Origin of the sequence: Massilia sp. W12, assembly GCF_037300705.1 — a bacterium.
In the GTDB taxonomy this organism is placed as follows: Bacteria; Pseudomonadota; Gammaproteobacteria; order Burkholderiales; family Burkholderiaceae_D; genus JACPVY01.
Genome location: NZ_CP147776.1, coordinates 2,453,819 through 2,476,950, shown reverse-complemented (window position 1 = coordinate 2,476,950; position 23,132 = coordinate 2,453,819). Strand labels below are relative to the sequence as shown.

Below are 23,132 nucleotides of genomic sequence, written 5' to 3'. Positions count from 1 at the left end.
AAAAATATTGTCGCCATCAGTAATGGGCAGCTGCGTTTTCGTTATCAGAATGCAAAAACAAGGCTGATGGAATGTGACACCGTCGCCGGCGCAAGCTTTGTTTTCTTTTACTTATTTTTGAAATAAACATAGCAAAATAAAATAATTGATTTGCTATGCAAATCAATTTTGCGCAAATATATGCTGTTCTGCAACATTGATAATGCTTGCCGCAAGACAAAGCTGCTCATACACTTCTCATATTTCAGAAGATAACTTCAGCTTTTTCCTTATGATCATTCAAGCCGAACCGCCCCGCCTGCCGCGCCCGCCAAAGTTGACGTATCGCAAACCTGTCGAAGGACGCGATTATTGGATCAAGGATGATTTTTTACCGAATCCGCAGGAAATTTCAGAACGCATGTTTGCGCTGGAAAATTGGGAAATCGGTTTTCCGCGCGCCAAAGAATTCTGGCCGGGGCAGCGCAGTCCCGGCGCCTTGCTGCCTGCGGAATTGGAATATGTCGAAAATTGGGTGAAAAAAGTCACCGGTGCGAAAAAGCTGTGGCAACCCGAAGCGGGCAATGGCGGCAAGGTTTCGCATAATTATGCGCAATTAGTCGGCTTGATCGAATCCGGCCCGCGCCCGCATACCGATTCGCGCAATTTATGCCGCTATGCCGCCGTGATTTATCTGACGCCGGATGCGCCGCCCGAAGGCGGCACCTCGTTTTACCGTCTGCGCTATCGTGACGGCAGCCTGGGCGGCAATCTCTGCACGCCGCCGCACAATCAGCTTGCCGAAGCCCTGGGCACATCCAAACTGCCGCTGCAAGCCTGGCATGAAGATTTGATGGTGCCTAATAAATTCAACCGCATCCTGCTCTACCGCGCCGACCTGGTGCATTCCGCCAGCAATTACTTTGGCATGGCGCACCATGAAAAACGCATGACGGCGCTGTTTTTCTGGATGGCGTAAGGCCTCAGCTGTCGCGCAAACGGCTCAAGCGGCGGTGGTGTTGCGTCAGCAATTGCGGGAATTCGCTGGAGGTTAAAAACGCATACTCCACCAGGCGCTGGCTGCTGATCGGGTCGTCCGCGTTTTTCGCCGCCGCCGGATGGCACATGATCAAGCCGCCGGCGTGCGACTGTTGCAGCCACTGGCCAAACAGGCTTGCATAAGCTTGCGCATTCGGCGCATCAAAGCCATACACCCCGCCAAAACCCTGATTGCTTTCAATTCCCTGCTGGCGCAGGCGGCGTGACAGTTTGGCCCCGCCCAGCCACTCCAGCAAACGCGCCTTGCCGCTTTCGCTGCGCGCTGCGCGCATGGTGTTGCGTACCCAGGGCAGGCGGCTTGCGCCATACCGCTCTTGCATCACCTTGAGCATGGCTTCGCGCACTTGCGGCAATTGATGCACATGCTGATGGCCGTCAATAAAATCCGGCGCGGCGCGCATGGCGCGCTCAAAACCATCCAATTGCGCATGCCAGCTTTGCTGCAAACGTTCAGGCGCCAGCAAATGGACATGGCTTTGCAGCAAAATCGCGCGCAAACTCCAGGCCGGCGGATAGCCAAAGCCCTCAGTCAGATTGAAATGCAAGCCGACATCAAAACTGCGCTGGCCTTGCACCTTGCTGCGCAATTCAAGCAAGGCCGGGGCCGCCATCGCACGCCAGCGCGGCGCATTGCTCATACACGAGACTGCTGATAAGCGGTTTTTTGAGAGCAATAAGATGACTGCCGCATCTATCCCCACATGCTGACCGAAATCATCCGCACACAAGACCAGCGGACTGTAATGCGGCGGCGCTTCGGGCAGCGCGGCATCGTTTTTTGCGCTGCGCTCCGGCTTTGTTTCCTGTTGCTCAATCATCCGCGCCTCCCACCCCTAATTGGGCATGATCATAATCCCGCCCAACCAGATACAGCGGACGTTTTTTCACTTCTTCATACACCCGGCCCAGATATTCGCCCAGCACCCCGATCGAGAGCAATTGCACGCCGGAGAAAAACATCAGTCCGCACACCAGCGTGGCCCAGCCCGGCACCGGATTGCCCCATATCAGCGTTTCCAGCGCCACATAGGCGCCATATAAAATCGCGCCGATCGACACCATGGCCCCGGCTGCGCTCCAAAAGCGCAAGGGCAGGGTGGTAAATGCAGTCAAGCCGGACACCGCCAGCCGCGCCAGTCCGCGCATGGAAAAAGAAGACTGGCCCGAAGCGCGCTCCTCTGGCACAAAGGGCAGCGCCACACTCTTGAAACCGACCCAGGCGTATAAACCCTTCATAAAGCGGTTGCGCTCCGGCAGTTGGCGCAAGGCGGCCCCGACTTTGGCGTCCATTAAGCGGAAATCGCCGGCATTGCGCGGAATATGCAAGGCCGAACCGGCTTCCATTAAGCGGTAAAACAGATTGGTTCCGGCGCGCTTTAAACCCGATTCATGGCGGCGGTCGGCAATCACGCCATACACCATGTCATATCCCTGACGCCACAAGCCAAGCATCTCAGGCAATAAGCGCAAAGGGTGTTGATAATCGGAATCCATTAAGATGATGACATCGCCGCGCGCATGTTCGATGCCAGCCGAGAGCGCCGCTTCTTTGCCGAAATTGCGTGACAGACCAAGATAGCGCACGCTGCATTCAGCCGCCACCGCCAGCACTTCGCTTTCAGTGGCGTCGCGGCTGCCATCATTCACCACCACAATTTCATAGCGCGCACTCATGGATTGCAGAGTCGCGCTCAAATCCAGTAAAAATTGACGGATATGCGCCGCTTCGTTATACGCGGGCGTGATGCAGGTGATCACAGGATGGGCCGGACGCAGTGCTGCAGTGAAAGCCTGTACAGGCAAAGAGGTGGACATGAGTTAATTTTCTGAGCTGATCCGACAGCTGCCGCAAGGCCCCGGCTGCGCTGTTTTTTGCGCTCAAGCAAGGTATAATGCGGCACGCCAATTTTCCTGACCTGCCATTTTATGCCATGGCAGGCCGATACCGTGATTTTACAGAAAAGCGCCTGCACTCCTGAAATGCAATCCGCATCTGCCGCCGATTCCTGCGCCGCCAGCAGCGCTTGCGCGCCGGCAGCCGTGGCGTCAGCTGATGTACAGAGCAAGGCGCAAGGCCGCTTTTATGCGCTGCTGGTTTTCATGGGGTTTTTCTGGCTCTTGATTGCGCTGCTGGGACATCACGCCGCACCGCTGGATGTGATTGAAATGCACACCTGGGCGCAAGCGCCGCAAATCGGCTATTACAAACACCCGCCGCTGCCGGCCTGGGGCATCTGGCTCTCAGAAAGCCTGTTTGGCCACACCCATTTCGCCCTGTTTTTACCCTCCGCCCTGTCGATTGTCCTGAGCCTGTTGTGCGTCTGGCCCTTGGCGCTGGCCTGTCTGGGGCCGCGCCGCGCGCTGCTGGCGATGTTCTTGCAATCTCTGCTGGCTTACTACAATTTATACGCGCCCGACTTCAACCATAATGTGGCGCAAATGCCGGTGTGGGCCGCTGCGATTGGCGCTTTGTACGCCGCCTTGCACAGCCGCAGCCTGTGGTGGTGGGCGGCTTTCGGTCTGGCCCTGGGCTTGAGCGGCTTGAGCAAATACAGCGCAGTGTTTTTACTCGCAGCCATGCTGCTCTATCTGGGATGGGACAGCGCTGCGCGCGCGCGCCTGAATTGGGGCGGCGTGCTGCTGGCCGCCGCGCTCGCGCTGGCCGTGGTCGGCCCGCATCTGTATTGGCTGTATCTGAATGATCTGGCCCCGCTTCACTATGCCCAGGAACGACTGCAGGAAATGACGCAACATTCCGGCTGGGGCAAAAACATCGTTTCTTATATCGGCATGCAAGTCGCCGTCCATATTGCCTTGTGGGCGGTACTGCTGTGGGCCTGGGTGCGCAGCGCGAATGGCTTGCAAGCCCAGCTGCAGCCGGCCCGTGAAAATGCGCTGTCCCATTCGCGCTTTTTACTGGCCTTGGGATTAGGCCCCTTTGCGCTGACCCTGGCCCTGGGCGCCAGCGGCAGTTATTTGCATCCGATGTGGGCTTCCGCCATGTTCCCGCTGTCCGGCATCATCACCGTCTGGTGGCTGGGGGCTGCCGCCGACCAGCTGGCCAGCCGGCGCGCCTTCTTGCTGTGGTTGAGTGTGATGCTGCTGTTTGGCGCGGTATATGCCTGCAAAGGCAGTATCTGGTGGACGCAGTTGACCGGCAAATACACGCGCGCGGCCTATCCGGGGCCGGAATTGGCGCGCGAACTCGATGCGCGCTGGCGTCAGGCCCATCCCGGCAAACCGCTCAAATACATCATCGGCACGCCCTGGGAAGCCGGGGTCGCCAGTTTTTACAGCAGTTATGCGCCGCAGATTGTGATTGACGCCGATTTGCGCATTTCGCCCTGGGTTACGGCGCAAGACATCTACCGCTGCGGCGCCATCACGGTGGCCGTGCAGGGCACAGATCTGGTCGCAGAAATTGAAGACATCTGGCCCGAGATTGAAGAATTCCCGCCATTCCGCTTACGCCCCGCGCGGCCCGGCAGCTTCCCTGAATTGGGCATGGCCTGGGCGATCTTGCCGCCGCATGGGGAATGCAAATGACGTCCAAGTTTCCTTTCTACTTACTGACAGCGCCTGCAGGCTTTCCTGCCGGCGCGCTTTTTTTTGAGCTGAGATCATGCTGATTCTGCCCGCATCCAATGCCCTGTCCGCCTTCCGCGCACAACGCTTGCTGCAACAATTGCAACAAGTCGCGCCTGAGATTAGCGCCATTTCCGGCCAATATATGCACCTGGTGGATTTTCCTGCCGGCCATACTGCAAGCCAGGAGGAAGAACGCAATCTGCAAGCCTTGCTGACGTATGGCGACCCGTATGCCGCGCCAGCCGCGCGCGGCAGTGTGCTGGAATGTTTTGTGATACCGCGTTTAGGCACAATTTCGCCCTGGGCCTCAAAAGCCACCGACATCGTGCATAACTGCGGCTTGACGCATATTCACCGGGTCGAGCGCGCGATTGCCTACCGCATCGAACTCAAAGCCGGCTTGCTGGGCAGCAGCATCGGCGCCGGCAAATTAAGCAGCGCGCAATGGCAGCAAGTGTGCGCGCTGTTGCACGACCGCATGACCGAAAGCGTGCTTGACGATTTGCAGCAAGCCGCAGCATTGTTCTCACGCCTGGAGGCCAAGCCGCTGGCCTTCATCGACATCCTGCAAGGCGGGCGCGCTGCGCTGGCGGCGGCCAACACAGAACTTGGTCTGGCCCTGTCAGAAGATGAAATCGACTACCTGCTGCAAGCTTTCAGCGCCGCCAGCCGCAATCCCACCGATGTGGAATTGATGATGTTTGCGCAAGCCAACAGCGAACACTGCCGGCACAAGATTTTCAATGCCGACTGGGTGGTGGATGGCGAGAAGCAGGAGCGCTCCCTGTTTGGCATGATCAAAAACACCCACCAACTGCAGCCCAAGGGCACGATTGTGGCGTATGCCGATAACGCCGCCATCATGGAAGGCAAGCCGGCCATGCGCTTTTATCCGCAAGGGGCGGCGCAGTTGTACGGCGAAGTGCAAGATTTGACCCACACCTTGATGAAAGTCGAAACGCACAACCACCCGACCGCAATTTCCCCATTCCCCGGCGCCTCCACCGGCGCGGGCGGTGAGATCCGCGACGAAGGCGCCACCGGGCGCGGGGCCAAGCCGAAAGCCGGCTTGACCGGTTTTTCCGTTTCCAATCTGATGATCCCGGACGCCGTGCAGCCCTGGGAAAACGCGCAAGACGTACTGCAGCCCTTGGCCGCGCGCAGCGCCGCCGCACCCTATGGCAAACCGGAGCGCATCGCCTCGGCCTTGCAAATCATGATCGACGGCCCGATTGGCGGCGCGGCTTTCAATAATGAATTTGGCCGCCCCAATCTGGCCGGCTATTTCCGCACCTGGGAACAAAACATCGGCGGCAACATCAGCGGCTATCACAAGCCCATCATGATCGCCGGCGGCCTGGGCAATATTTCCGGCCGCCACACCCACAAACTCGGTTTGCCGGTTGGCAGCCTCCTGATCCAATTGGGCGGCCCCGGCATGCGCATCGGCATGGGCGGCGGCGCCGCCAGCTCGATGGCCACCGGCGCCAATACCGCTGATCTGGATTTTGATTCGGTGCAGCGCGGCAACCCGGAAATGCAGCGCCGCGCGCAGGAAGTGATTAACGCCTGCTGGCAATTGGGCGAAGCCAACCCGGTCTTGTCGATTCACGACGTGGGCGCCGGCGGCCTGTCCAACGCCTTCCCGGAAATCACCAACGACGCCAAGCGCGGCGCGATTTTCCAACTGCGCCAAGTGCCGCTGGAAGAAAGCGGCCTGGCGCCGAAAGAAATCTGGAGCAATGAATCGCAAGAGCGCTATGTGCTGGCGATTGCGCCGGAAAGCCTGGAACAATTCCGCGCCATGTGCGAGCGCGAACGCTGCCCGTTTGCGGTGGTCGGCACGGCCACTGAAGAACGCCAATTGCGTCTGCTCGACGCCGAACACGAAGGCACGCCAGCCGCCGCACCGGTGGATATGGCGATGGATGTGTTGCTGGGCAAACCGCCCAAAATGCTGCGCGATGTGCAACGCCTGGCCAATCCGGCGGCGCCGTTTGACTACAGCGGCGTGACACTGGCCGAATCGGTGGCGCGCGTCTTGCGCCTGCCCACCGTGGGCGATAAATCCTTCCTGATCACGATTGGCGACCGCACCGTGGGCGGCATGAATGTGCGCGACCAGATGGTCGGCCCCTGGCAAGTGCCGGTGGCGGACTGCGCCGTGACAGCCTTGAGCTTTGCCGGTTACGCCGGCGAAGCCATGGCGATGGGCGAACGCACCCCCATGGCGGTGCTCAACGCCGCCGCATCCGGCCGCATGGCGGTAGCGGAAACCATCACCAATCTGGCCGCCGCCGATATCGACGAGATCAGCCAGATCAAACTCTCAGCCAACTGGATGGCCGCCTGTGGCCAGCCGGGCCAGGACGCGGCCCTGTTTGACACCGTGCGCGCGGTCGGCATGGAGCTGTGCCCGAAACTGGGGATCAGCATCCCGGTCGGCAAAGATTCGCTCTCGATGCACACCAAATGGCAAGAAGATGGCAAGCAACGCGCAGTCAGCGCGCCGCTCTCCCTGATCGTCTCCGGTTTTGCTCCGGTGGCCGATGTGCGCCGCTCGCTCACCCCGCAATTGCGCATGGATCTGGGCGAGACCGAATTGCTCCTGATTGACCTGGGACGCGGACAAAACCGCATCGGCGCCTCTTGCTTTGCGCAAGTCTGGCAACAACTGGGCGAACAAGGCCCGGATCTGGAGCAAGCCGAAGACTTAACCGCCTTCTTCGCCGCCGTGGGCGAATTACGCCGCGCCGGCATGATTCTGGCCTATCACGACCGTTCCGACGGCGGCTTATTCGCCACCCTGGCGGAAATGGCGTTTGCCGGGCGTTGCGGGATATCGCTGAATCTGGACATGCTGGTGTTGGAAGGCGAACATGATTCCGATTGGGGCGATGCGAAAAACTGGGCCAGCCAGGTCAGCGCACGGCGCGAAGAGCGCAGCCTGCGCGCCCTGTTTGCCGAAGAATTGGGCGCGGTTTTGCAATACAAGCTGGAGCAGCGCAGCGCGGTAATGGATATTTTGCGCAAACATGGCTTAGGCGCTTGCAGCCACACCATCGGCAAACCAAATCCGCGCGGCATGTTTGAAATCATGCGCGACGGCAAACTCTTATGGAGCGAGAGCCGCAGCGCGCTGCATAAAATGTGGAGTGAAACCAGCTGGCGCATTGCGCGCCTGCGCGACAACCCGGCCTGCGCCGATGCCGAATACGCGCGCATCGAAAGCGATGATCCGGGCATGCAGCCGCATCTCACCTTCGATCCGCAACAAGACGTGGCAGCGCCATTCCTGAACCTGGGCGCACGTCCGCAAGTGGCGATTTTGCGCGAGCAGGGCGTCAATTCCCATATTGAAACCGCGTATGTGATGCATAAAGCCGGCTTTGCCGCGCACGATGTGCATATGAGCGATTTGATCGCCGGCCGCACCAAGCTGGAAGATTTCAAAGGCCTGATCGCAGTTGGCGGATTTTCCTATGGCGACGTGTTAGGCGCCGGCGAAGGCTGGGCCAAGACCATTTTGTTCAACCAGGCCATGCGCGAACAATTTGCGCAATTCTTTGCCCGCAGCGACAGCTTTGGCTTAGGCATTTGCAATGGCTGCCAGATGATGAGCAATTTGAAATCCATCATCCCCGGCGCCGCTCACTGGCCCAAATTCACGCGCAATAAATCCGAGCAGTTTGAAGCGCGCTTTGCCCTGGTTGAAGTGGCGGCATCGCCTTCGATTTTGTTTGCAGGCATGCAAGGCAGCCGTCTGCCGATCGCGGTTGCGCATGGCGAAGGCTTTGCCGACTTCTCGCAAACCGGCGACATAGCTCAAGCCGCTGCGGCCTTGCATTATGTGGATCACTTTGGCGCGCGCACTGAAGCATATCCCTTCAATCCGAATGGCTCGCCGCAAGGCATCGCCGCCGTCACCAACGCCGATGGCCGCTTCACGGTGATGATGCCGCACGCCGAGCGTGTGTTCCGCACTGTGCTGCATTCCTGGCATCCGGATGGCTGGGGCGAAGACGGCCCGTGGTTGCGCATGTTCCGCAACGCGCGCGCCTGGCTGGCCTAAAAAAGTTCAGCAAACACCGCATGTAAGCGCTATCTTCATCAAAAGCGCTGCATGCGCTGTTTGTCAGCAATTTTAAGGAGACCGGCATGCCCGACACCGCGCGCCTGATCGCCACTGCGCGTCTGACACTTTGTTGCCGCCAGGCCGGCGCTGGCGCGCCCTTATTATTGATCGGCGGCACCGGCTGGGACTTGCGCGAGCCGCCCTCCAGTTTTGAGCGCAGCTTACAGCAGCATTGGCGCGTGATCCGGCATGACCAGCGCGGCCAGGGCAGAAGCGATATGCCGGACTGCCGCTACACCATGGCCGACTATGCCGATGACTGCGCCGCACTGCTCGACGCCCTTGGCCATGTCAGGGTGCCGGTGGTCGGAATTTCATTTGGCGGCATGGTGGCGCAAGAATTCGCGTTGCGCCATCCACAGCGCGTGGCGCGCTTAGTTCTGGCCTGCACCAGCAGCGGCGGGGCGGGCGGACATTCCCACCCCTTGCATGAATTACAGCATTTGCCGGCGGCAGACTATGCGCGGCGTTTTTTGCAACTCGCCAACCTGCGCCGCGACGCCGCATGGCAGCAAGCCAATGCCGATTTGTTCGCCGCCATGGTGCAAGTGATGCAAATGGGGCGCGAAGCGCTGGATGCGCCGGCGCGCGATGGCTTAGCGCGCCAATTGCAGGCGCGCAAAATGCATAATTGTTGGGAACGTTTGCCGCAAATCGCCGCACCGACCCTGGTGTGCGGCGGCATCGACGACGGAATTTGCCCGCCGCCGAATCTGGAAAACATCGCACGCAGCATTCCCGGCGCGCAATTACAGATGTTTTCCGGCGGACATGGGTTTTATATGGAAGATCAACGCGTTTTGCCGGCAGTCAAGGCGTTTTTAGCGCATGCGGCCTGATCGGCAGGAGCCGTTCTGCATGGCACATGCAAAGGAAAGATCAGCTCGGACCTGTGTCCATTTTTGCTGAACTTGTTGAACACGGGCTTACCCCGTACAACCATGCCCAACGACCGCCTCCGGGCGAACGGCAGGCAAAAATATGGCTGGCGCTATTCCAGCATCTGTCCATAAACCGTTCGTGCTGAGCTTGTCGAAGCACGGTTTTATCGAAGGGTTGAATAGACACGATTTATCATGAGGTAAGAAATTAGCACTTGATTAAATCCGTGTTTCCCTCACATCCTCTCAAAGATCAAACAGAATGCAACAGGCTTTTTTTTCAGAATTATCACAAGCCAAATCGGTGTTGATTGCCGGCGCCGGCGGTGGTTTTGATGTCATCAGCGGTTTGCCGCTGTACTTTTATTTGCGCCGCCAGGGTGTGGCGGTCACGCTCGCCAATCTCTCATTCACTGAATTGGCCTTTGCCGAGAGCCGGCAGGTTTTTCCGCAGCTCTATCAAATCAGCGCGCATGATGCGGCGCTGCCTTATTTCCCGGAAAAATATCTGTTGGAATTTTTGCAGCAGCGCGGCGAAGATCCCGCCGTATACGCCTTTGCCTACGACGTCGGCGTGCAGCCGCTGCGCGCGGCCTATGCCTGGCTGGCGCAAACGCATCAGATCGACACCATTGTGCTGGTCGATGGCGGCACAGACAGCTTGATGTTTGGCGATGAAGCCAAAGTCGGCACCCTGGTTGAAGACGCCTGTTCCATCATCGCCGCCGCCAAAATTCCCTGCGCGCGCCGTTTGCTGTTGGCGATTGGGTTTGGCGTGGAACATGAATTCAACCACCACGCCTGTTTGCAAAATATCGCCAGCTTATGTGAAAGCGGCGATTTTCTCGGCAGTTTTTCGCTCACGCCGCAAATGCCGGAAGGGCAGGCGTTTTTGCAATTGACAGCGTTTTTAAATCAGCGCATGCCCTTGCACACCAGCATCGTCACCAATTCCATCGCCGGCGCCATGCGCGGCGCATTTGGCGACATCCACGTCACCGCGCGCAGCCGCGACAGCGAGCAATTTCTCAGTCCATTGATGTCGCTGTATTGGAGTTTCAAACTCGATGGCCTGGCAGCGCGCATCCAGTTCGGCGCGGAAATAGAACACAGCCAAACCATGTCAGAAGTCGCACAGGCATTCAAACTCAGCCGCATCCGCAACCCACGGCGGGCGCATCAGAGTATTCCGCTGAAATAAAGCGAATTGCTCAGCCTGCTTTCAGCGAGAGCGGGAATCCATGGACAGTGTGGCGTTAATATTCAGCCGGATTCAGGCCAAAAAACGCAGGCAGGCTTGAGCGCAGTGATAACCCGGCGTCCGACAGCGGCGGATCAACAAAGGAATTGGTGCGGGATTTGTGCGGGATTAGCAAGAACGTTCAAATACCTTGAAACAAGCCCCCACCCTGGAATAACTACGCTGTTGCATTCTTGCAGCAACAGATAGCGTGCACACGGCGCAGGCCAGCTCACTGATATAGAATAAAGCAGCAATGGTCAGTAATAAGACATTATCCTGTTAGATTTGACAGGTAGTTGCTTCGCCGTTCTTTCATATCATTCACTTATTCACACAAAAGGAGGAGATATGTTTCTCATGGGTATTAAAAAGTTGGCTGTCACGCTTGCGTTTCTCGCGCCTGGCCTGTTGCCCTTACAAGCCAGCGCCACTGACGGCGCTACTTATGTCCTCAGTTTGACGCCGATGGGAATAGAGGCGACTGAAAAGACCCAGACTGTGAAAGCCAGGGAAAATCAAGCGGTTGAGTTGATTGTGCAGGATGTCAATGGCAAGCAATACTATAAATACACGCTCAAACCCAGCAAACAGTTCCCACCTGGATTTGATAAAATCCAGCCAGTGGTGAAAATGCAAGACCCCTTGGCGGTGGAAGTGCAGATTGCATTTTCTGTGGATGGTAAAAACTGGGAGGAAGCCGGGAAGCAGTACAATATTTTAGATGGAAATAAAGATGGCGAAATAAAAGTTGAGTTCGCTGATGGGAAAACTGCGCACTATATTTTGCAACAGATGCGGCAGTAAAGCCGGTTTATTTACGCAAGCAGCAAATCAGAGAAATATAAAACATTTAATTTTTAAATAAAAAATATTCTGGAGACTCAGCCCATGCAATTATCATTCCTGTTCAGCGTACCTGTTCAGCAATATTGAATTACAGCAGTCGATCTTTTTTTTCGCGTAACATTTCAGTCGGAATTACGATGGTTAAAAAATTTTGACTATTCAGCCGCCAACGTATCTGCTCTGAGAACTTGTTTCAAGGTATTTAAACGTCTGCACCCTATCTTGCTTATCCATCACGGTAATTCTTTTTGTATCTATTCAGCCGCTGCGCTAACAATTCGGTCTTATATACCAAGCGGGTTGCAGCTTCATTGTGGGGAGCCGGTTGAACTATGGTTTTTGGTTTTGCCGTTGGTGGTGAGCTTGTCGAACCACGGTTTTCCATGCTCAACCATGCCCCTCGACAGGCTCAGGGGCGAACGGAATCTGCTTCGTCCATCCTTATGAAGGCTGAACAGTCACTTCTTTTTTGATCCACCGCTGTTGCAAGCCGGGTTTCGCAGCGCTCAACCCAGCCTTCTACCTTGATGGCCTGAATTCGGCTGAATCATCGCCTTGTTTCAACATATGGAACGGCTGCAGTCGGTCTTGCGTCCTCACCCCCCCAAACTCGCCCCCCCATCCACAATGAGATTTTGCATACACAAATGGCGCGCCGCATCTGAGGCTAAGAACAGCACGCTGTTGGCCACATCCGCGCCTTGCGCCACGCGGCCCAGGGGGATGCCCAGGCGGAAGCGTTCTGGATTGCCGACGATGCAGGCGGCGTCGTCCACGCCCATGCCGTACAGCATCGGGCTGGCGGTGGAGCCGGGGGAGACGGTGTTGCAGCGCACCCCATACGGCGCCATTTCCAGCGCCAGACAGCGCATGAATTGCAGGGCGGCGGCTTTGGAAGCGGCATAAGCCGCCATTTGCTGGCGCGGCGTGCTGGCGGCATTCGAGGCGACGCAAATCATGGCGCCGCTGCGGCGCGCTTGCATTGCCGGCGCCAGCGCCTGACACAGATGAAACAGGGCGTCCACATTCACCGCAAAACAGGCGCGCCAATCGGCTTCTTGCAAATCTGTCACGGCCCCGGTGCGCAAGACCCCGGCCACATGCACCAGGCAATCTATCGGCGCCTGTTCAGCCTGGATCTGGCGCAGCAAGGCGCTGATCTGTGTGCTGTCGCGCAAATCCGCTGTATAACAAGCCGCTTGCGGCGGCGCTGATGTGACGCTTTGCGCGTCGATCAGGATTAAACGCGCCTCTTGCGCGGCGAAGGCATAGGCCACGGCCTGGCCTATGCCTTGCGCCGCGCCGGTGATCAGGATGGTTTTGCCGGCCAGGTCAGGGTAATGCGGATAAACAGTGTTATGCATGTTCTTGTCTCTACAATCGGAGCGGAAACTAGGCCAGCGCTGGCGCAGCCGGCCAGCGTGGCGCGATGATCGGGGCGCCGTCTTGCGGCGCTTGCAGCAGATCGACTTCAATGCCGTACAACTGGCGCAGTAAATCGGGCTGCAAAATGCGGCGCGGACAGCCGGCGGCGATGATGCGGCCATCGCGCATGGCGATCAGTTGATCCGCCAGACGCGCGGCGGCCTGAATGTCGTGCATCACCAGCAGCACGCAGCGGCCTTGCTTTGCCAATTGGCGCAGGCGCAACAGCAAATCCAACTGATGGCCGGGGTCGAGCATGCTGGTTGGTTCGTCCAGCAGCAGGATGGGGGTGTCTTGCGCTAAGGCCAACGCTAATTGCGCACGCTGGCGCTGACCGCCGGATAATTCGCTCAAGGGACGCGCAGCCAGGTCGGCGATGTCGCAGGCCGCCAGCGCGCTGCTGACTGCGGCTTGATCGCTGCTGCGCCAAGCCCCATGCCAGGGGCGGTGCGGATGACGCCCCAAGCGCACCAATTCTTCCACCGTGATTTCCGGCGGCGCGCCGCTCTCCTGCGGCATCCAGGCCAGCAGGCGGGCGCGCTGTTTTGGCGTGAGGCTGTGCAAGGCTTGCGCCGGCCCAGTCTGGCCCGCCAGCCGGATTTGACCGCTTTGCAGCGGATGCAAGCCGGCAATCGTGCGCAAGAGGGTCGATTTGCCGCAGCCATTCGGCCCTGCCAGCACATGCACTTGGCCGGCTTCGCAGCGTAAATCAATCGCGCGCAAGCCCTGTTCGCTATGCGCGCCAAAGCGCGCCGCCACGCCTTGCAGGCAAAGCGCGGGGGGCGCAGCTTGAGAATCGGGAAAAGTATCGATTGTCATTTTGTGTGTGCAGCGTCGCGCCGCAATAAAAGCCAGAGTAAAAGCGGGCCGGCGCTGATCTGGCAAATCAATCCGGCCGGAATATCCATACCCTGCAATCCAAGCCAGGATGGTAAGCACAGCGGCAGCCAACGCCCCAGGGTGTCAGCGGCTGCCCCCAGCAGCGCGCCGCACAGGAGACACAAGCGCAGGCTGTGGCCGGCATGCAGACGGCGCGCCAATGCCGGCGCCGCCAGGGCGATAAAGGCCAGCGGGCTGGCCAGCGCCAGCGCCAAGGCCGCCGCCAGGGCGGCGCACAGCAAGATTTTGGCTTCCAAGCGCAACTGGCGCACGCCAAGCGTGGCGGCTTGTTGCGGCAGGCAGGCGTACAACTTGAGATCGGCGCGCCAGGGTAAGAGGCAGAGCAAGAGCGCGCCCAGGCCGCCCAGCAAACGCCAGGCGGCAGTCGCATCGCGTCCTTGCAAACTGCCCATGCTCCAGGCCGCCAGATTCATGGCGTGCGCCAAATCCTGGCGCGCCTGCCACAGTTCGGCCAGGGCGCGCAATAAAGCCCCCAGCGCAATTCCGGCCAGCACCAAGCGCTCGCGCGGCACCGCTTGCCCGGCGCGCGCCGCCGGCAACACAATCAGGGCAAACAAAAGCAACAGCGCGCAGCCGGCCCCGAGCGCGGCCAGCGGCCATTGCAACAGCGCTTGCAGGCCCAGGCCCAGCAACAGGGCTAACAGCGCGGCTTCATTCACCCCCAGCAAATCCGGCCCGGCCAAGGGATTGCGGCATAACAATTGCAATAAATACCCGCTCAAGGCCAGCGCGGCCCCGGCCCCGGCGGCGCAGGCAAAGCGCGGTAAGCGTAATTCTCCCAGCAATACATCCAGGGTGGCGTCAGGTGTCCCGCTCAACCAGGCCCAGACCTTGGCCAGCGGCACGCTGCTTTCCCCCACGCACATGGCGGCCAGCGCCAAGCCGGCCAGACTGGCGAGCAGCAATACGCTCCATGGCAGCAGGCTGCGGCGCGGCTTGTTACTGTTGCGTTTGCCGCCTGCCAGCGCAGCTTGTGCGGGCTGCGCAAGTTGTTGTCTGAGCGCATCCATCATGCCGCCGCTCCTGGCGGGCGCGCTTGCAAGCGCCACAGCAAAACCAGGGCGCCGGGCAGGGCGCACAGGACGCCAAGCGGGCTTTCATAGGGCGCCGCCAGCAGGCGCGCGGCGCAATCGCACAGCAGCAGCAAGGCCGCGCCGCAGGCCGCACACAAGCCCAGGCGCAGGCGCGCGCTGCAGCCGGGCAGCCAGCGCGTTTGCACGCCCTGCGCCAACCACACGCCGAGCATGCCGCAAAAGCCCAAAGGCCCGGCCAGCGCCACCGCGCCGGCGGCGGCCAGGCTGCAGCACAACAGCGCATGCAGGCGCAGGCGGGCCGGATGCGCGCCTGCCGTCAGCGCGCGCGAGTGGCCCAGATGCAAGAGGGAGAAATACGGCGCGCACAGCAGCATCAGACACAACACCGCGCCCAGCAAAGCGCCGGCGGCCAGCAGCATATCGGCTTGCACCAGGGCCAGCGAACCCAAGACCCATTGGCGGTATTGATCCAGGCCGTCGGCTTGGCGCAGCATGATCAGCGAAGCCAGCCCGCCGCAGCTGGCGGAGAGCGCGACGCCGGCCAGAATCAGGCTGTGCGCGCTGCGCTGGCGCGCCTGCAGCGCCGGCAACAGCGCGCCCAGCGCCAGCAGAGCCAGCAAGCTGCCGCCCAGGCTGGCTAAGAGCAGGGCGAGCGGATTGCGCCAGTGCAAAAAACACAGCGCACAAACCAGCGCCAGGGCGGCGGCGGCGTGCACCCCGAGCAAACCGGGTTCGGCCACCGGATTGCCGCTTAAATCCTGCAGCAGGCGCGCACTTACCGCACACGCCGCGCCGACCAGCAGCGCCGCCGCGCCGCGCCAGGCGCGCAAGGCCCATACTTCGGCAGGCGCGGCGCTGAGGCCGCCGGCGCCGGCCAGCAGGGACAGTAAAAACAGCGCCAGCAAGCCGCCCGCCAACAAGCCGCCAACGCGCTGCAGCGGGATGTTTATTGCCATTGCGCGATATCCCGCAACAGCGCTTGCGCCGCCAGATAGCCGCCGGGGCCGGTCCAGACCGCGCCGTCCACCACCCGCATGCGGCCCTGGCGCACGGCGTGCAATTGCGCCATGGCCGGGTGTTTGCGCGCGCTGTGCAAATCCTGTTGCGCTTGCGGGCCTAAGCCGCCAATCGCAATCCAATCCGCATCCAGTACGGCAAACGCTTCTTGCGATAAGGGCGCACTGTGGGCGCTGCCGGGCAGGGCTTGCGCCGGCGGGCGGCGCCAGCCCAGGCTGTGGATCAGGCGCGAGGCGAAGGCGTCGCGTTGCATAAAGGCCGGGCCGCTGATATTCCAGCGCACGATGCTGATGGAAGCCGGTTTGAGTTGCTGTTTCAGGCGCGCGATTTCCTGCTGTTGGGCGTGCAAGAGTTGTTGCGCCTGTTCGCTTTTATCCAGCGCGGCGGCGATGCGCAAAAAGCCGCTTTCCCATGTCTCGCCGGGGGTAAAGCTGACGATCACGGGGGCGATTTTGCTCCATTGCGCCAGTTGCGCCGGGTCATTGTGGCTGCCGGCCAGGATCAGGTCGGGCTTGTATTGCATGATGGCTTCGCTGCCGGTTTGCATGAAATTGCCGAGTTGGGCGACTTGTTTGATGCCGGGCGCTTGCTGCAGATAGGCAGGAAAACCGTTTTGTCCGCGTCCGCGCGAAGCCGCCAGCGGCGGCGCGCCGAGCGCCAGCAGGGCGTCCAGATCGGGTTCGGACAGGGCCAGAATGCGGCGCGGCGCATCCGGCGCCTGCACCTTGCGCCCGAGCGCATCCTGCACCTCGCGCGCCTGGGCCGGCAATATCAGCATGGCGCCAGCGGCCAGCAGGGAGAAGAGGGATTGAAGCAAAGCAAATGATTTCATCGTGATTGAGATTGGCAAAAAAATTCTTGGGGCAAGTTTGTTCATCCTGCGTTGCGGATTGGATAAGCCGGCGTGCAAATCGGGACGGTGCTCGATTGGGCGCAGGCTGGCTTCAAAGGCCGATGCCGCCAAAACCGGCGCCGGCCCAGATCAAGCCCCTCTGCGTCAAACAGCGCTGTTTGTTGCGCACCGATTCGCGGCTGAAGCCGCTCCCACCACAAATTCGCAGGTTTTCCTTGCGCAGGCTGTTGAGGGGAGCACGCGAAAGTGAGCCAATCGGCAGACTGTAAAATCCGCCAATCGGCACACTTTAAAATCCGCCATCGCGACAAGCTGCGAATTGACAAAATACCGGTAGGAGCGGCTTTAGCCGCGAATAGGCGCCGCGCCATATCCGCCGCCGGTTTTCGCGGCTGAAGCCGCTCCCACCACAAACTCGCAGGTTTGCCTTGCGCAGGCTGTTGCACAGCCGCCAGCCTCATTCGGCCCCCAATTCATCCATAATCCGATGCCGCTCGGCGTGGTAAGCCTCTTCGTCATGCGCCTGTTTCCAATACGGTACGGCGTACATCATGGCGCGCTGCGCGCCTTGCGCCAGCAACCAGTCGCGCGCGGCCACCACCTGGCTGCTTTCGCCGGCCAGGGTGATCGAACAGGCGCGCCAATCTTCCGCCTGCCATTCCTGGCAATGCGCTTGCAAAGCGGCGATCAGGGCCGCGCAGTCATAGCCCAGGCGCGCCAGCTGCATGCCGGGCGGCAGCGTCAGCGGCGGCAAATCCTCGCCATTTGCATGCGCGCTTTGCAACAGCAATAAACCGGGTCTGGGCGACGATTGCATTTGCTGCAGGCAGGCGCTCAGCATCGGGGCTGCGCTGGCGTCGCCCAACAGCAGCCAGTGGCGCGCCTGAGGCGCAAAGCGGCGCGGCCCGCCGGGGCCGGCGACGCCGATCAGGCTGCCGGCCTGCACATTGCGCGCCCAATCCGCCGCCGGGCCGCTGGCGGCGTGCAACACAAAATCCACCGCCAGCCGGCCTTGCACCGGGTCCCAGGCCGCCACCGTGTAAGTGCGTTTAATCGGACTGACATCGCGCGGCGGCCAATGCACTTCGCCTGCCGCATCGAGCACTGGCAGTTGCGGCGCGCGCTGGCCGGGGCGCGCCAGCATCAGCTTGATATGGCTGCCGGCCACCGGCGCACCCTCCAGGGACGCCGGAAAACCGGCCAGCGCTTCACCCTGCAACCAGACGCGGCGCAGATGCGGACTTAATTCTTCCACCGCGCAGGCGGCGAGCAGGCGCGGCCCGGAACGCGGCGGCGCGGCGCTGTTGCTTTGATTCATATTTCTCCTTTTCCATGTAAGGGACTGGCCCAGGCTTGTTGCAGCAAGCCGGCCCATTGCGCCAGCATGGCCGGCTGACACAGCGCGTTATGTTCACAATCGAGCACATGCGTTTGCAGTGCGCCGCGTTGCCAGCCGGCCCAGCTGAGCGCATCAAAGCGCGCGCTGCTGGCCTTGGCCTGGATAAATTGCATGGGCACGCCGCGCAATTGCGGCATGTCCCAATTGCGGTAGGCTTGCATGGCTTGCAGCAAATCCGCTTCCAACTGCGCCAGCCGCGCCGCGCCCAGACTGTGCAAGGCTGCGCCAGGCTGCAGCAGGGCGGCGCGTAATTCAGCTTCTGACATGGCGGCAGCGCGCGCATACGTTTGCGCCGGCACGGCCCCGGGCAGATCGGCCAGCGCCTGCAAGATGGTCATGGCGTCTGGCGCAGGCTGATCGGCCCACAGCGGCGCCGGGTAGGCGTCCAGCAGACACAGACCGGCGATGCGCGCCCCATATTGCCGGCGCAGGCGCGCCGCCAATTCAAAGGCATAACCGCCGCCGCTCGACCAGCCGAGCAAATAAATGCGGCGCGTTGTGCTGTGCTGCGCAATCAAGTCTTGCCACAGCTGCACTTGTGCGTCCCAATCCAGGGCCGCGCCGCGCCAGCATTGCGCTTGCAAGGCGTGGATGCGCCAGTGCGGAAAGCTGGCCGCCAGCGGGCGATAACACCAGCCCAAGCCTTCGCCTGGCGGCAGGCAGAATAGATCCACCACCGCGTGCGCCGGGGTGGCGATGGGCAGCAGTGCGGCGTATTCGCTTTCATCGCAGACTTGATTTGCGCTGCTGTTTTGCCCATGCATTTGATGCAGGGCTTGCAGCAAATCAGCAAAGCGCGGATGGCGGTATAAGAGGGCTGCCGGCAGCGGGCGACCGAGTAAGGCGGCGAGGCGGTTGGCCAGGCGGATCGCCTGCAGCGATTGGCCGCCTTGGGCAAAAAAATCGTCTTGCGCGGCGGGGCTGGCGCCGAGGGTCTCGCGCCACATGGCCGCCAGCGCCGTGGCCAGTTGATCCGCGCCGTCCTGCGCAGCGGCAGGCGCTTGTTGTGCGCCCCAGGCCGCCAGCAGGGCGCGCCGGTCCAGCTTGCCGTTCGCGTTTTTCGGCAGCGCGTCCATCTGCAGCCAATGCGAGGGCAGAGCCTGGCGCGGCAATTCCTGCGCCAATGCGCTCTGTACGCTGTGCAATTGCGGCGCGCTGAGCGCTTGCGGCGCGGCGTAACAGGCGATGATCTTTTGATCCTGCGCCAACAGCGCGACTTGCTGCGCCTGCGGCAGCTGGCGGCGCAGCGCGTTTTCCACTTCCAGCAAATCCACCCGCATGCCGCCGATTTTGACTTGCCAGTCGCGCCGCCCCAGGTAGTACAAGAGGCCATCCGCCCCCTGGCGCGCCAAGTCGCCGCTCAAATAAGCGTGATGCAATCCGTGTCCGGTGTCGATTTGCACAAAGCGCTGCGCCTGCAATTCGGCGCGGCGCCAGTATTGGCCCAGGGTCGGCCCGAGAATCGCCAGTTCGCCCACGCCGCCCTGGCGCACCGTATGCCAGACGCCGGCTATGTTTTCCACCAGCGCCAGGGACAAACCGGGCAGCGGCGCGCCAAGCGCGACCTGTTCAGATGCGTCTTGCAAATCATGGCTGCAACACACAATACAGGTCTCAGTCGGGCCATAGGTGTTGATCAGCCGCACGGTGGGCGGCACATGGGCGCGCCACCACGCCAGGGACGCGCTTTGCGCCGCTTCGCCGCCGATGATCACGCAACGCACACTGGCCGGCCAGGTCAGGGCTTGATGCGCCAGCGCATGCGCCAATTCGGCCCAGAATGCGGTCGGCAAATCGAGCAGGGTGATGCGCAAGTCCTCGCAGCGCTGTAAAAACGCGGCCAGATCGGTATGCATATCGGCATCGCGCAAAATCAGGCAGCCATACAGCAAACCAAACCAGATTTCTTCCTGACTGGCGTCAAAATGCAGGGGTGCGAATTGCAAGATGCGGCTGCCATGCTGCACAGCGTAGCGCTGCGCCGCCGCCGCAATAAAGTGCGCCAAGGCGGCCCGTCCCAACAAGACGCCATTCGGCGCGCCGGTCGAGCCTGAGGTGTAGAGCTGATAGGCCGGCAATGTGGGCGCTAAGCAGGGCGGGCCGGCTTGTTGTCTATCAGCCGGGGCCAGATTGGCCAGCGCCAGACAGGGCAATTCGACTTGTACGAGGCCCGGCGCGGCCCCATCGTGCAAGAGCAGATCCAAATCCGCGTCTTGCAATAATTGCTGTAAGCGCGCCGCCGGTTGCTGGCAATCCAGCGGCAAAAAAGTCACGCCGCGCCACAGCGCAGCGAGCTGGCAGATAATCGCCTGATCGCTGCGCGCCAGCAGCAAGCCCACGCGATGGCCCTGGCCTAAACCCAGGGCGGCGAATTGGGCTGCGCGTTGCCGCACCGCATCCAGCAGGGCGGCCCCGGTATAGCTGCGCGCGCCATCTTGCAAGATTTCTTCATGCGGACGGCTGGCGATGCGCGACAACAGCGCTTGCAACACATCGGGGGCCGGGGCGTCAAGCGCTGCGCCATCCAGCTGTGCGCGTGCGGCCAGCCCCGGTTGTAAAGCGCGCAAGCTTTGCTGCGGCGCTTGCAGCCAGGCCAGCAGCGCGGCTTGCAAACTGGCGTGCCATTGCGGCAGGCAATCCGCCAGCGCGGCATTGCTTTGCCATTCCCAGCTCAAGCCATCCGCCCCGCTGCAATACAAGGCCGGTTCGACAATCGCGCCGCTGGCGTGCCGCGCAACCCCGGCTGCGCTGGAAAATGGCAGAAAATTAAACACCGGCCCGAACAGTGATTGCGCCGCCGGCAGCAGCGCTTGCAGGGCTTCGTGCCGCGCCGCACTGTGGCGGCGCAATTGCGCTTGCGCGCTTTGCACGGCTTGCAGCGCGCCCGGCAAATCGCCCAAGAGCGGCGCGGCAGGCAGGGCCAGCGGCAGGATATTCATGCACATACAGGGCAAATCCAGCGCCACGCTGCCAAACCTTTGCATATGCGGCGCCCCCAGGCGCAAGGGGTGTGCGCTGTACTGCGTTTGCAGCCAGGCGGCATATACCGTGAGCAGCAATGCGCCGGCGTCGCAGCGCCATTCACGGCAGCGCTGCTGCAGCAGTTGGGCTAAGCGCGCCTGTTGCGCCGGCGGCAGCGGCGGCGCTTGATAAATGCTGGCCGCACTCAGTTTATCCAGCGGATTGCCGGGCGCGCTGTCCGGCGCCAACAGGGATAATGCGGGCGCCGCCGGCCAGCTTTGCAGCTGCGCGCGCCACCACGCCAGATCCTGCGCCGCTTTCTGCTGCGCGGCCTCGCTTTCGCCCTCGGCCAGCCAGGCTTGCCATTGGCTGGCGTCACGCAGGCGCAGGCTGTGCGCTTGCGCGTCGAGTTGCGCGGCGGGCGTGGCGAGCAAGGCCAGCAGGCGCCGCCACAGCAGCGCGAAGCCGGCCCCGTCCAGCAGCAGATGGTGGGCGCGCAAATAGGCGTACAAGCGGCCTTCGCATTGCTGCAGGGCGGCGTGGGCCAAGGGCGCGCCATGCAATTGCACCGGGCTTTGCAAATCGGCGGCAATCCAGGCCTGGCGCTCAGCCTGGCTGGCGAAAGTTTGCCAGATTGCGCATGGCGCGCCGGCATGGCGCATGATGGCGCCGCCGTCCTGTCCCGGAGCCGGGTGCAATTGCTGCGCCAGCGCGCTGCTGCTGTCTAAACAGGCTTGCCAGGCGGCTTGCGCATGGGACTGGCTGGCGGACGGCAGCAGGCAGGATTCCGCGCCCCAAAACCAGGGCGCTTCAGCCGCCAGATTTTGCGCCAGATACAGTCCCTGTTGCGCCGGATGCAGCGCGGCGCCTGCGCGAGCGGACGCATGGGCGAGGGCATCATGCATCTTGCAACTCCATGGCCGCCGGGGCCCACGCTTCGGTGAAACTGTTATGCAGCAGGCGCCACCAGGCCGCCGGGGTCGGCTGGCTGGCCAATTGCAATAAATCGGCTTGTGCGCCGGCGGCTTGCCAGGGGCTTAAAAATTGCATCAGGCGCACTGAATCCATGCCCAACGCCAGCAAATCGCTGTCGGCTTGCACGGCTTGCGGCGGCAAGTCCAGCGCTTGCGCCAATTGTCCGCAAAAACCGGGCAGATCCGGCGTCAGTGCGGCGCGCTGCAATTGGCGGCACAGCTGGGCGCAAGTCAGCACAATGCCGGCGCGCTTCGCCACCCAATCCAGCGCCAACTGGTGCTCGGCTAATGAAAAATCGGCCACCGCATCGCCCGCAAAAAACACTTGTTTGTCGCGCATAAAGGCGTCTGCCGCAGTCATCATGCAACCGATGTGGGCGTAAATGCCGCAAATAATGAGTTGATCGCGTTGCCCCATGCGCGCTTCCAGGTCGGTGCGGGCAAACGCGCTGTAACGCCATTTCGTCATCACTTGCTCAGCTGCGAGCGGTTGCAATTCCTGTGCAATCGCTTCGCGCTGCGGGCGCGCAGTCAGGCCGCTGCCCCACCAATCCTGCAATAAGCCGCGCTGCGCCAGGCTTTGTTGCGCCGGCTGTGCGCTGAACACCACCGGAATCTGTAATTGCTCACATACCGCCAACAGTTGTTGCACATGCGCCAGCAGGCTGGCGGCGGGTTCTTGCGTGCGGTTGTAGGCGTCCAGGAAATACTCTTGCATATCGTGCACCAGCAGCACGGCGCGCTGCGGCGCCAATTGCCAGCGTTGCAGCGGCAGACTGGCGCGCGCGGCGGGCATGCTGGCGGGCATGGGGTAGGGCGTAATCGGTGGAATGCTCAT

16 protein-coding genes are annotated in these 23,132 nt (G+C 61.2%); 6 read left to right on the top strand and 10 right to left on the bottom strand.

The window, feature by feature from the left end; translation table 11 throughout:
- Positions 1-271: 271 nt before the first annotated feature.
- Positions 272-958, top strand: coding sequence for a DUF6445 family protein (locus V8J88_RS10025; RefSeq protein WP_338849320.1), 687 nt, complete (start codon positions 272-274; stop codon positions 956-958).
- Between the two features lie 4 nt (positions 959-962).
- Here the strand turns inward: V8J88_RS10025 and V8J88_RS10020 are convergent, their stop codons facing one another.
- Together V8J88_RS10020 and V8J88_RS10015 are read right to left on the bottom strand one after the other, a co-directional pair.
- Positions 963-1,856, bottom strand: a complete 894-nt coding sequence (locus V8J88_RS10020; protein ID WP_338849319.1) for a ChbG/HpnK family deacetylase — start codon at positions 1,854-1,856, stop codon at positions 963-965.
- Positions 1,849-2,853 carry a glycosyltransferase family 2 protein gene (locus tag V8J88_RS10015; RefSeq protein ID WP_338849317.1) on the bottom strand — a complete coding sequence of 335 codons (1,005 nt, stop codon included), beginning with the start codon at positions 2,851-2,853 and terminating at the stop codon, positions 1,849-1,851. Before V8J88_RS10015 ends, V8J88_RS10020 begins: the two co-directional genes overlap by 8 nt.
- Positions 2,854-3,018: 165 nt before the next feature.
- Here V8J88_RS10015 and V8J88_RS10010 point away from each other — a divergent pair, with 165 nt between their 5' ends.
- The 5 genes from V8J88_RS10010 to V8J88_RS09990 all read left to right on the top strand — a co-directional run bounded on the left by V8J88_RS10010 (position 3,019) and on the right by V8J88_RS09990 (position 11,689).
- Complete coding sequence (locus tag V8J88_RS10010) at positions 3,019-4,584, top strand: glycosyltransferase family 39 protein (protein WP_338849315.1); 1,566 nt, start codon at positions 3,019-3,021, stop codon at positions 4,582-4,584.
- Between the two features lie 76 nt (positions 4,585-4,660).
- The gene (gene purL / locus V8J88_RS10005) at positions 4,661-8,698 is read left to right on the top strand and encodes a phosphoribosylformylglycinamidine synthase (RefSeq protein WP_338849313.1); all 4,038 of its coding nucleotides are present in this window, start codon (positions 4,661-4,663) and stop codon (positions 8,696-8,698) included.
- Between the two features lie 86 nt (positions 8,699-8,784).
- On the top strand, positions 8,785-9,600 hold the full coding sequence (locus V8J88_RS10000) for an alpha/beta fold hydrolase (protein ID WP_338849311.1): 816 nt from the start codon (positions 8,785-8,787) through the stop codon (positions 9,598-9,600).
- A gap of 304 nt (positions 9,601-9,904) precedes the next feature.
- On the top strand, positions 9,905-10,843 hold the full coding sequence (locus V8J88_RS09995; protein WP_338849310.1) for a DUF1152 domain-containing protein: 939 nt from the start codon (positions 9,905-9,907) through the stop codon (positions 10,841-10,843).
- A 390-nt stretch (positions 10,844-11,233) separates the two neighbouring features.
- Positions 11,234-11,689, top strand: coding sequence for a hypothetical protein (locus V8J88_RS09990; RefSeq protein ID WP_338849309.1), 456 nt, complete (start codon positions 11,234-11,236; stop codon positions 11,687-11,689).
- Between the two features lie 638 nt (positions 11,690-12,327).
- Here the strand turns inward: V8J88_RS09990 and V8J88_RS09985 are convergent.
- The 8 genes from V8J88_RS09985 to V8J88_RS09950 all read right to left on the bottom strand — a co-directional run bounded on the left by V8J88_RS09985 (position 12,328) and on the right by V8J88_RS09950 (position 23,132).
- Complete coding sequence (locus V8J88_RS09985; RefSeq protein ID WP_338849308.1) at positions 12,328-13,095, bottom strand: SDR family oxidoreductase; 768 nt, start codon at positions 13,093-13,095, stop codon at positions 12,328-12,330.
- Positions 13,096-13,123: 28 nt separating this feature from the next.
- A complete protein-coding gene (locus V8J88_RS09980) occupies positions 13,124-13,975 on the bottom strand; it encodes an ABC transporter ATP-binding protein (protein WP_338849306.1) in 852 nt (283 codons plus the stop codon).
- Positions 13,972-15,069: an iron chelate uptake ABC transporter family permease subunit gene (locus V8J88_RS09975; protein ID WP_338849305.1), complete on the bottom strand. Its 1,098-nt coding sequence runs from the start codon at positions 15,067-15,069 to the stop codon at positions 13,972-13,974. Before V8J88_RS09975 ends, V8J88_RS09980 begins: the two co-directional genes overlap by 4 nt.
- On the bottom strand, positions 15,066-16,046 hold the full coding sequence (locus V8J88_RS09970; protein WP_338849303.1) for an iron chelate uptake ABC transporter family permease subunit: 981 nt from the start codon (positions 16,044-16,046) through the stop codon (positions 15,066-15,068). Before V8J88_RS09970 ends, V8J88_RS09975 begins: the two co-directional genes overlap by 4 nt.
- Positions 16,037-16,924 (bottom strand): ABC transporter substrate-binding protein, encoded by an 888-nt coding sequence (locus V8J88_RS09965; RefSeq protein WP_338849302.1) that lies wholly within the window; start codon positions 16,922-16,924, stop codon positions 16,037-16,039. Before V8J88_RS09965 ends, V8J88_RS09970 begins: the two co-directional genes overlap by 10 nt.
- 493 nt (positions 16,925-17,417) lie before the next feature.
- Complete coding sequence (locus V8J88_RS09960) at positions 17,418-18,278, bottom strand: siderophore-interacting protein (protein WP_338849300.1); 861 nt, start codon at positions 18,276-18,278, stop codon at positions 17,418-17,420.
- Positions 18,275-22,225 (bottom strand): AMP-binding protein, encoded by a 3,951-nt coding sequence (locus V8J88_RS09955; RefSeq protein ID WP_338849299.1) that lies wholly within the window; start codon positions 22,223-22,225, stop codon positions 18,275-18,277. Before V8J88_RS09955 ends, V8J88_RS09960 begins: the two co-directional genes overlap by 4 nt.
- Positions 22,218-23,132 carry an isochorismatase family protein gene (locus tag V8J88_RS09950; protein ID WP_338849298.1) on the bottom strand — a complete coding sequence of 305 codons (915 nt, stop codon included), beginning with the start codon at positions 23,130-23,132 and terminating at the stop codon, positions 22,218-22,220. The genes V8J88_RS09955 and V8J88_RS09950 overlap by 8 nt, the downstream gene beginning before the upstream one ends.

Coding starts and splice junctions, on each gene's coding strand:
- V8J88_RS10025 (WP_338849320.1), top strand. CDS start 272: ATGATCATTCAAGCCGAACCGCCCCGCCTGCCGCGCCCGCCAAAGTTG.
- V8J88_RS10020 (WP_338849319.1), bottom strand. CDS start 1,856: ATGATTGAGCAACAGGAAACAAAGCCGGAGCGCAGCGCAAAAAACGAT.
- V8J88_RS10015 (WP_338849317.1), bottom strand. CDS start 2,853: ATGTCCACCTCTTTGCCTGTACAGGCTTTCACTGCAGCACTGCGTCCG.
- V8J88_RS10010 (WP_338849315.1), top strand. CDS start 3,019: ATGCAATCCGCATCTGCCGCCGATTCCTGCGCCGCCAGCAGCGCTTGC.
- purL (WP_338849313.1), top strand. CDS start 4,661: ATGCTGATTCTGCCCGCATCCAATGCCCTGTCCGCCTTCCGCGCACAA.
- V8J88_RS10000 (WP_338849311.1), top strand. CDS start 8,785: ATGCCCGACACCGCGCGCCTGATCGCCACTGCGCGTCTGACACTTTGT.
- V8J88_RS09995 (WP_338849310.1), top strand. CDS start 9,905: ATGCAACAGGCTTTTTTTTCAGAATTATCACAAGCCAAATCGGTGTTG.
- V8J88_RS09990 (WP_338849309.1), top strand. CDS start 11,234: ATGTTTCTCATGGGTATTAAAAAGTTGGCTGTCACGCTTGCGTTTCTC.
- V8J88_RS09985 (WP_338849308.1), bottom strand. CDS start 13,095: ATGCATAACACTGTTTATCCGCATTACCCTGACCTGGCCGGCAAAACC.
- V8J88_RS09980 (WP_338849306.1), bottom strand. CDS start 13,975: ATGACAATCGATACTTTTCCCGATTCTCAAGCTGCGCCCCCCGCGCTT.
- V8J88_RS09975 (WP_338849305.1), bottom strand. CDS start 15,069: ATGATGGATGCGCTCAGACAACAACTTGCGCAGCCCGCACAAGCTGCG.
- V8J88_RS09970 (WP_338849303.1), bottom strand. CDS start 16,046: ATGGCAATAAACATCCCGCTGCAGCGCGTTGGCGGCTTGTTGGCGGGC.
- V8J88_RS09960 (WP_338849300.1), bottom strand. CDS start 18,278: ATGAATCAAAGCAACAGCGCCGCGCCGCCGCGTTCCGGGCCGCGCCTG.
- V8J88_RS09955 (WP_338849299.1), bottom strand. CDS start 22,225: ATGCATGATGCCCTCGCCCATGCGTCCGCTCGCGCAGGCGCCGCGCTG.
- V8J88_RS09950 (WP_338849298.1), bottom strand. CDS start 23,132: ATGAGCATTCCACCGATTACGCCCTACCCCATGCCCGCCAGCATGCCC.